The 7,275-nt window shown below is 67.4% G+C and carries 7 protein-coding genes; 5 read left to right on the top strand and 2 right to left on the bottom strand.

Annotated features, from left to right (window positions below):
• Both ACKOED_RS06010 and ACKOED_RS06005 read right to left on the bottom strand, forming a co-directional pair.
• Window positions 1-500, bottom strand: a 500-nt coding sequence (locus ACKOED_RS06010; protein WP_408915673.1) for a DUF3489 domain-containing protein, incomplete at its 3' end; no start/stop codon positions are given.
• Window positions 501-593: 93 nt separating this feature from the next.
• A complete protein-coding gene (locus tag ACKOED_RS06005) occupies window positions 594-815 on the bottom strand; it encodes a hypothetical protein (protein ID WP_408915672.1) in 222 nt (73 codons plus the stop codon).
• Window positions 816-919: 104 nt separating this feature from the next.
• On the opposite strand from ACKOED_RS06005, the gene ACKOED_RS06000 reads away from it, so the two are divergent.
• From ACKOED_RS06000 to ACKOED_RS05980, 5 genes are all read left to right on the top strand, one after another.
• On the top strand, window positions 920-1,474 hold the full coding sequence (locus ACKOED_RS06000) for a hypothetical protein (RefSeq protein ID WP_408915671.1): 555 nt from the start codon (window positions 920-922) through the stop codon (window positions 1,472-1,474).
• On the top strand, window positions 1,422-3,473 hold the full coding sequence (locus tag ACKOED_RS05995; protein WP_408915670.1) for a phage terminase large subunit family protein: 2,052 nt from the start codon (window positions 1,422-1,424) through the stop codon (window positions 3,471-3,473). The genes ACKOED_RS06000 and ACKOED_RS05995 overlap by 53 nt, the downstream gene beginning before the upstream one ends.
• Before the next feature lie 88 nt (window positions 3,474-3,561).
• On the top strand, window positions 3,562-3,771 hold the full coding sequence (locus ACKOED_RS05990) for a phage head-tail joining protein (RefSeq protein WP_150288500.1): 210 nt from the start codon (window positions 3,562-3,564) through the stop codon (window positions 3,769-3,771).
• Window positions 3,768-5,288, top strand: a complete 1,521-nt coding sequence (locus tag ACKOED_RS05985; RefSeq protein WP_408915669.1) for a phage portal protein — start codon at window positions 3,768-3,770, stop codon at window positions 5,286-5,288. Before ACKOED_RS05990 ends, ACKOED_RS05985 begins: the two co-directional genes overlap by 4 nt.
• A gap of 10 nt (window positions 5,289-5,298) precedes the next feature.
• The coding region (locus tag ACKOED_RS05980) for a prohead protease/major capsid protein fusion protein (RefSeq protein ID WP_408915668.1) at window positions 5,299-7,275 on the top strand (1,977 nt) is incomplete at its 3' end.

The raw sequence follows: 7,275 nt of genomic DNA, 5'->3' as shown, positions 1-7,275 counted from the left end.
AGCTTCTTCTTCAGCGCTCCGGCGATTGCGCCGCGCACCGTGTGGGCCTGCCAGCCGGTGGCGGTGGTGATCTCCTCGATGGTCGCGCCATCTGGCGCACGCAGCATGGCGATCAGCGCGGCCTGCTTGGTCCCGGCGCGCGGCGTGCGCGTCGAATTTGCGGCTTCGGCGTCGCCATCCGGCGCGCGATCCTCCGGCGGCGCTTCTGTCCCGCTCGCGGGCGCGGTTTCGGCTTCATCCGGTTCGATGCCGATGGCGGCAAGGCCAACGTCGGTTGCGACCAGCGTCGTGCCATGGCCGTCTCCGGTTTCGCGCCAGACCGGTTCGCACCGTCGTGCGTTGACTTCGACCTCCTGCAGCAGGCCCTTCGCGATCATCGTGCTGACGACCTTTGCGGCAGCGCCACCCCGCAGGCTGTCCGGCAGCGGCAGGGCGATGCGTTCGGGTCGCTGTGCGGCAGCGCTCAGGATGATGGCTTGGGTGTCGGAAAGCTGGGTCATCTTGAACCTCCGGTTCGAGAGCTGCGCGACCATCGCGGCGCTTCTACGAGGCCAAGCCCCGCACTCGCGGGGCTGGCGCGGAGGCCGTCCGGATCATTCGGCGTGTTCGCCCTCGCGGAAGGCGCTGTCGGTGATGCGCTTCAGGAGTTCGGCGTAGTGGGCGAGCGTTCCAACGTGGCCCCAATGCACCTCATCCGGATGAACGTCGAAATGCTCGTCGCTCAGGACGGCAAGCCGCGCCAGCATGGCGTCGATCTCGACCTTGCGGGCGATGAAGGCGTCGAGGGCCTGGGCGTTTCGGGGTGCGCGGGTCATCCGGGATCTCCTTGGTTCGTGACCCCATACAGGCGCTGTCCGGCACGCCTATCAAGGCAATAAGTGCATCAAAACATTATGTTTTCGGAGCGGACATGCAGGGCATGAGCGAGCGCCAGTACGCGTCCCATGTCGGTCTGTCGCGGGGCGCGATCCAGAAGGCTAAGACCTCGGGACGGCTCGTCCTGCATGCCGATGGTTCGATCGATGCGCGGGCCAGCGATGCGCGCCGCGCGTCGATGACCGACCCCTCGAAGCAGCGTCGGGATGGAGCCGAGGCAAAGCTGAAGCCCGTTTCCGATGCGGCCTTGTCCGCCGTCGGCGACACGCTGCGCGAAAGCGGGATCGCGGCGTCTCCGGCTGGCGGCGGAACCACGTTCCTCCAGGCCAAGACCGCCAACGAGGTGCTGAAGGCTCAGGAACGGCGTCTGCGTCTGCAGCGCATGAAGGGCGAGGTCATCGACCGCGCGCGGGCGACGGCCCTCGTCTTTCGACTGGCGCGCGAGGAGCGCGATGCGTGGGCGAACTGGCCCGCACGGATCGCGGCACTGATGGCGGCGGAGCTCGGCCTCGAAGCGCACGCGATGCAGAAGGTTCTGGAGACCCATGTCCGAGCGCACCTCGCCGATCTCGCCGAGGTCGCCACAGACTTCCGATGAGCTGTTCGTCTTCGAAGGCGTCGATGCGCTCGTCCAGGCCTGGCGCGATGGGCTGACCCCCGATCCGGCGCTCAACGTCTCGGAATGGGCGGATCGGCACCGGTTCCTGAGCCCCCGCGCTTCGGCCGAGCCCGGGCGGTATCGCACCGATCGCACGCCCTACATGCGCGCCATCATGGATGCGCTGTCGCCGGGCAATGCCGCGCGGCGCATCGTCTTCATGAAGGCGGCGCAGGTCGGCGCGACCGAGGCCGGCAACAACTGGATCGGTTATGTCATCCACCATGCGCCAGGACCCATGCTCGCGGTCCAGCCGACGGTGGAACTCGCCAAGCGCTTCTCGCGCCAGCGCATCGATCCGCTGATTGCGGAAAGCCCGGTGCTGCGCGAGCGCGTCAAACCGCAGCGCTCGCGCGACGCCGGCAACACGGTTCTGTCGAAGGAATTCCCGGCGGGGCTTCTGGTCATCACTGGCGCGAACAGCGCGGTCGGGCTGCGATCCATGCCGGCGCGCTTCCTGTTTCTCGACGAGGTCGACGCCTATCCGCCATCCGCTGACGAAGAAGGCGATCCGGTCGCATTGGCCGAGGCCCGCACGCGCACGTTCTCGTGGCGGTCGAAGGTTTTTCTGACGTCGACGCCGACGATCCATGGCGTGTCGCGGATCGAGCGCGAGTTCGAGGCCAGCGACCAGCGGCGCTACTTCGTGGCTTGCCCGCACTGCGATCACCGCCAGTGGCTGCGATTCGAGCGTCTGCGCTGGGAGAAGGGTCAGCCGCACACGGCGCATTACTCTTGCGAAGCCTGTGAGGGCCGGATCGAGGAACATCACAAGACGACCCTGATGATGTCCGGCGAGTGGCGACCGACGCGCGACGATGCGCATTCGGGAACCATCGGATACCACCTCTCCGGGCTCTCTTCGCCGGTGGGCTGGCTCTCATGGGCTGACATCGCCCGGATGTGGGAAGACGCGCAGACGAGCGACGAGGCCAAGCGCAGCTTCAAGAACGGCGTCCTCGGCGAGACCTGGATCGAGACCGGCGAAGCGCCGGACTGGCAGCTTCTCTACGAGCGGCGCGAGCCATGGCGCATCGGCACGGTGCCGAGCGGCGGCCTGTTTCTCACGGCGGGCGCTGACATCCAGAAGGATCGCATCGAAGTCTCGATCTGGGCCTGGGGTCGCGGGCTCGCGAGCTGGCTCGTGGACCACATCGTCATTCCCGGCGGCCCGGACAGCGCCGAGGCTTGGGCCGCTTTGTCGGATCTGCTCGGCCAGACCTGGCCGCACGCCCATGGCGTTCGCCTGAGCCTGTCGAAACTGGCGATCGACACAGGCTTCGAAGCGCCAGCCGTCTATGCATGGGCGCGCCGGCAGGGCTTTGCGCAGGTCGTTCCCATCAAGGGCGTCGAAGGCTTCAATCGCGCGGCGCCGGTCACCGGGCCGTCCTTCGTGGATGCGACGGAAGGCGGCCGGAAGATCCGCCGCGGCGCACGGCTCTGGACGATCGCGGTTTCGACCTTCAAGGCCGAGACATATCGCTTCCTGCGGTTGTCGAAGCCGACCGACGAGGGTGAGACCGGACCGTCGCGCCAGTGGCGCGGCGAAAGCCGGTCGAACGCGGACGGAGCGCTGGGCCCGGCCGGACTTGTGCACTTGCCCCACGGCGTCGACGCCGAATGGGTGAAGCAGCTCGTCGCCGAGCATCTTGTGACCGTTACCACCAAGCGCGGGTTCCAGAAGCTCGAATGGCAGAAGGTGCGCGAACGAAACGAGGCGCTGGACTGCCGGGTCTACGCCCGCGCCGCCGTCTGGATCGCCGGAGCCGACCGCTGGTCCGAGGACAAATGGCGCGATCTCGAAGATCAGGTCGGCGTCCCGCCTGAGGACTCCGACGACACGCATTCGAACATCGAAGCCGGGCGTCTTGCCCGCCCAACCCCACCATCCACGAAGCGGCAGAGCGACTGGCTCGGCCCGCGCGGGAAGTGGTTCTGAGGGTGAGGAGCGCTTCGCCTGAGCGAACGAAAAGCTCCGGTGGAGCTTTTCGAGCGACGAACGCTCCGAGAGCAAGCGAGGAGCCATCATGGCTTGGACGACCGACGAACTCGATGCGCTGAAGCGCGCCTATGCCAGCGGGACGCTCCGAGTCAGTTATGACGGCAAGACCGTTGAATATGGCTCGGCGGATGACCTGCTGAAGCGGATCCGCACCATCGAGACCGAGATCACGGCATCCTCCGGCGCATCACGCCCAATCGCGGGCTATGCCGGATTCGGACGAGGCGACCGGTGAGCCAGATCACCTTCCTCGACCGGATGGTGGCGTGGGCCGCGCCCGAGGCAGGTGTGCGGCGCGCGCTCGCGCGACGCAGCTTCGAGGCGCTCAGCGCCAAGACCTCTGGCCATGCCCGGGGCTATGACGGCGCGGCCAAGGGACGGCGCACCGACGGCTGGAAGGCGGCGGGAACCTCGGCTGATGCCGAGATCGCCGCCGCCAGTGGATTGTTGCGAGACCGCATGCGCGATCTCACCCGCAACAATCCGCATGCGGCGAAGGCTGTCTCGGTGCTGGTCAACAACATCGTCGGCAGCGGCATCATTCCGCGCGCTGCGACGGGTGACGCCAGGCTCGACGAGACGGTGGACCGGCTCTGGACCGAGTGGACCGCCGCCTGCGACGCCGACGGACAGCTCGACATCTTCGGGCTGCAGACTCTCGCCGTCCGGGAAATGATCGAAGCGGGCGAGGTGCTGATCCGCCGCCGCCCGCGACGCCTCGGCGATGGTCTGGCCGTGCCACTCCAGGTCCAGGTCATTGAAGCCGATCTCCTGGACAACACCCGCAATGGCGATCTCGCCGATGGCGGGCGGTTGCTTCAGGGCATCGAATTCGATCCCCTTGGCCGACGCCGCGCCTACTGGCTCCATGCCCGGCACCCTGGCGACGCCGTCGTCACCATGCGGCGGCGTCTCGAAAGTCTCGCCATCCCGGCGAGCGAGGTCCTGCATCTTTACGAGAAGCAGCGCACGCAGGTGCGCGGTGTCCCATGGGGCACGCCGGTGATGCGGGCTCTGCGCGATCTCGACGACTGGACGCAGGCCGAACTGGTCCGGAAGAAGACGGAAGCCTGTGTCGTCGGCATCGTGCTTGGCGCCGACGAAGCCGATCAGGGCATCGCCCCGTCGGTGGTCGACGCCGATGGCAACCGCGTCGAACAGTTCGAGCCCGGGCTGATCGCCTATGCGCGCGGCGGCAAGGACATCCGCTTCAATCAGCCTGCGACGACAGCGGGCGTGGGCGAATGGCTGCGCGCGCAGCTTCACATCGTGGCGGCGGGATTCCGCATGCCTTACGAGTTGCTGACCGGTGACCTCAGCCAGGTCAATTATTCATCGATCCGGGCGGGGCTCGTGGAGTTTCGCCGCCTGATCGACGCCGTTCAATGGCAGATCGTCATCCCGGTTCTCTGCCAGCCCATGTGGGTCTGGTTCTGCCAGGCCGCATGGGCAGCGGGCAAGTTGCCGCGCCCGGACATTGCAGTCGAATGGTCTCCGCCGCGTTTCGAAGCCGTGGACCCGCTGAAGGACGCGATGGCCGATCTCCTGGCGTTGCGCTCGGGCACCATGTCGCTGGCACAGGCCATCGCCCGTCAGGGCCACAACCCCGATGCGGTTCTAGCGGAGATCGCCGCCATGAACGCCAAGATCGACGCCCTCGGGCTCATCTTCGACAGCGATCCGCGCCGCGTGACGAAGACCGGCGTGATGCAGGCTGACACGACCGGCCAACCCGACAATCCCGACACCTGAGCTTTTCCCAATGACCCGAAACATCGACCTGCCACCGCTGACGCGGGCGGCGGACCTGCTGCCTGCGTCAATCGATGCGGCCGAGCGCACCATCGACGTGGTCTGGTCGACCGGCGCGCGGGTGCGTCGCAATCCGTTCTTCGGCGATCCGTTCGACGAGGAACTGGCGATGGATCCCCGCGCCGTCCGTCTCGATCGCCTGAATGCGGGCGCGCCGCTCCTGAAGGTGCACGATGCCTCCGCGCTCGACAGCATCATCGGCTCGGTCGTGCCCGGCAGCGCCCGCATTGAAAACGGGCGCGGCATCGCCCGTGTCCGCTTTTCCGACCGGACAGAAGTCGAACCGCTCTGGAAGGACGTCGAGGCCGGGCACATCCGCGCGGTCTCGATCGGTTACCAGGTCCATCGCTTCGAGGTGACCAAGCAGGCGGGCGCGCCCGAGTTGTGGCGCGCGGTCGATTGGACGCCCTTCGAGATTTCCGCAGTGCCCATTGGTGCTGATCCGGCAGCGGGCTTCCGCGCCGAGAAATCCTCCGAAAGTTCTTTGCCCCTTCACCCCTGCGTCGTCCACCGCGCCGACGCTCCATCCAAGGAGAAAGCAGCCATGGACGACGCTGTGACCGACAACACCGATACTCAGACGCGCCAGGCCGCGCCCGAACCGCAGGATCGCGTGCCGACCACGCCCATGATCGATGCGGAGACGATCGCCGCCCGCGCGCGCGATTCCGAACGCGAGCGGGTCGGAACCATCTACGATCTTGCCGGCCGCCTGCACCTCGAGCGCAGCTTCGCCGACGATCTCGTCAAGCGCGGTGTCGCGCTCGACACTGCGCGCAGCGAGATCCTCGACAAGGTCGCGACCGATGCCGAGAAGACGCGGGTTTCGCCTCAGGTCAGCATCCCGCTCGGCGGCCGCGATGAGCGCGTCACGCGTCGTGACGCCGTGTCGAACGCCCTGCTGCACCGCTACTCGCCGACGCTCTTCCCCTTGAGCGAACCGGCGCGGGAGTATCGCGGCATGACGCTCGTGGAGCACGCCCGCGAGTTCCTCTCAAGCTCGGGCGTCAATGTCCGCGGCATGTCGCGCGACGAGATCGCCACCCGCGCGCTCCATTCCACCTCGGACTTCCCCGAGGTCCTCGCCGCCGTGACGGGCAAGACGCTCCGGCAGGCCTACGACGCCTATCCGCGCACCTACGTGCCCTTCTGCCGTCAGGTGCTCGCGACCGACTTCAAGGCGATGCACCGTGTCCAGCTCGGCGAAGCGCCGCAGCTGGTGAAGGTGAACGAGGGCGGCGAGTTCAAGCGCGGCACGCTGGCCGAAGGACGCGAGAGCTACCGTGTCGAGACCTACGGGCGCGTCGTCGCGGTCACCCGGCAGGTCCTCATCAATGACGATCTCGACGCCTTCACCCGCATTCCGGCGATGTACGGCACGGCGATCGCCACGCTGGAGAGCGACGTGGTCTGGGGCATCATCCTCGCCAACGCCGCAATGAGCGACTCCATCGCGCTGTTCCACCAGAACCACGGCAATCTGGCGAACCCGGCCACCGCGCTCAGCGTCACCGCGATCGGCGCGGCGCGCGCGGCCATGGCCCGGCAGACCGGACTCGACAAGAAGACCATCCTCAACGTCCGACCCGCCTATCTGATCGTGCCGGCCTCGCTCGAACTCGCCGCCGAGCAGCTCGTGGCGCAGAACCTCGTGCCTGCCCAGACCGGCAACGTGGTCCCGTCCTCGATCCGCACCCTGACGCCGATCTCCGAGCCTCGTCTCGACGCCGCGAGCCTCACGGCCTGGTATCTGGCGGCGAACCCCGCCCAGATCGACACCATCGAATACGCCTATCTCGAAGGCCAGCAAGGCGCCTACATCGAGACGCGCAACGGCTTCGACGTCGACGGCGTCGAGATCAAGTGCCGCCTCGACTTCGGCGCGAAGGCGATCGACTGGCGCGGCCTCTACCGCAATCCCGGCGCG

Origin of the sequence: Aestuariivirga sp. (assembly GCF_046093005.1) — a bacterium.
In the GTDB taxonomy this organism is placed as follows: domain Bacteria; phylum Pseudomonadota; class Alphaproteobacteria; order Rhizobiales; family Aestuariivirgaceae; genus Aestuariivirga.
This window is presented reverse-complemented; position numbering and strand designations above follow the sequence as displayed.

Excerpts from the sequence above, each read along its gene's own strand:
- ACKOED_RS05990 (WP_150288500.1), top strand. The coding sequence starts at position 3,562 with ATGGCTTGGACGACCGACGAACTCGATGCGCTGAAGCGCGCCTATGCC.
- ACKOED_RS06005 (WP_408915672.1), bottom strand. The coding sequence starts at position 815 with ATGACCCGCGCACCCCGAAACGCCCAGGCCCTCGACGCCTTCATCGCC.
- ACKOED_RS05995 (WP_408915670.1), top strand. The coding sequence starts at position 1,422 with ATGTCCGAGCGCACCTCGCCGATCTCGCCGAGGTCGCCACAGACTTCC.
- ACKOED_RS06000 (WP_408915671.1), top strand. The coding sequence starts at position 920 with ATGAGCGAGCGCCAGTACGCGTCCCATGTCGGTCTGTCGCGGGGCGCG.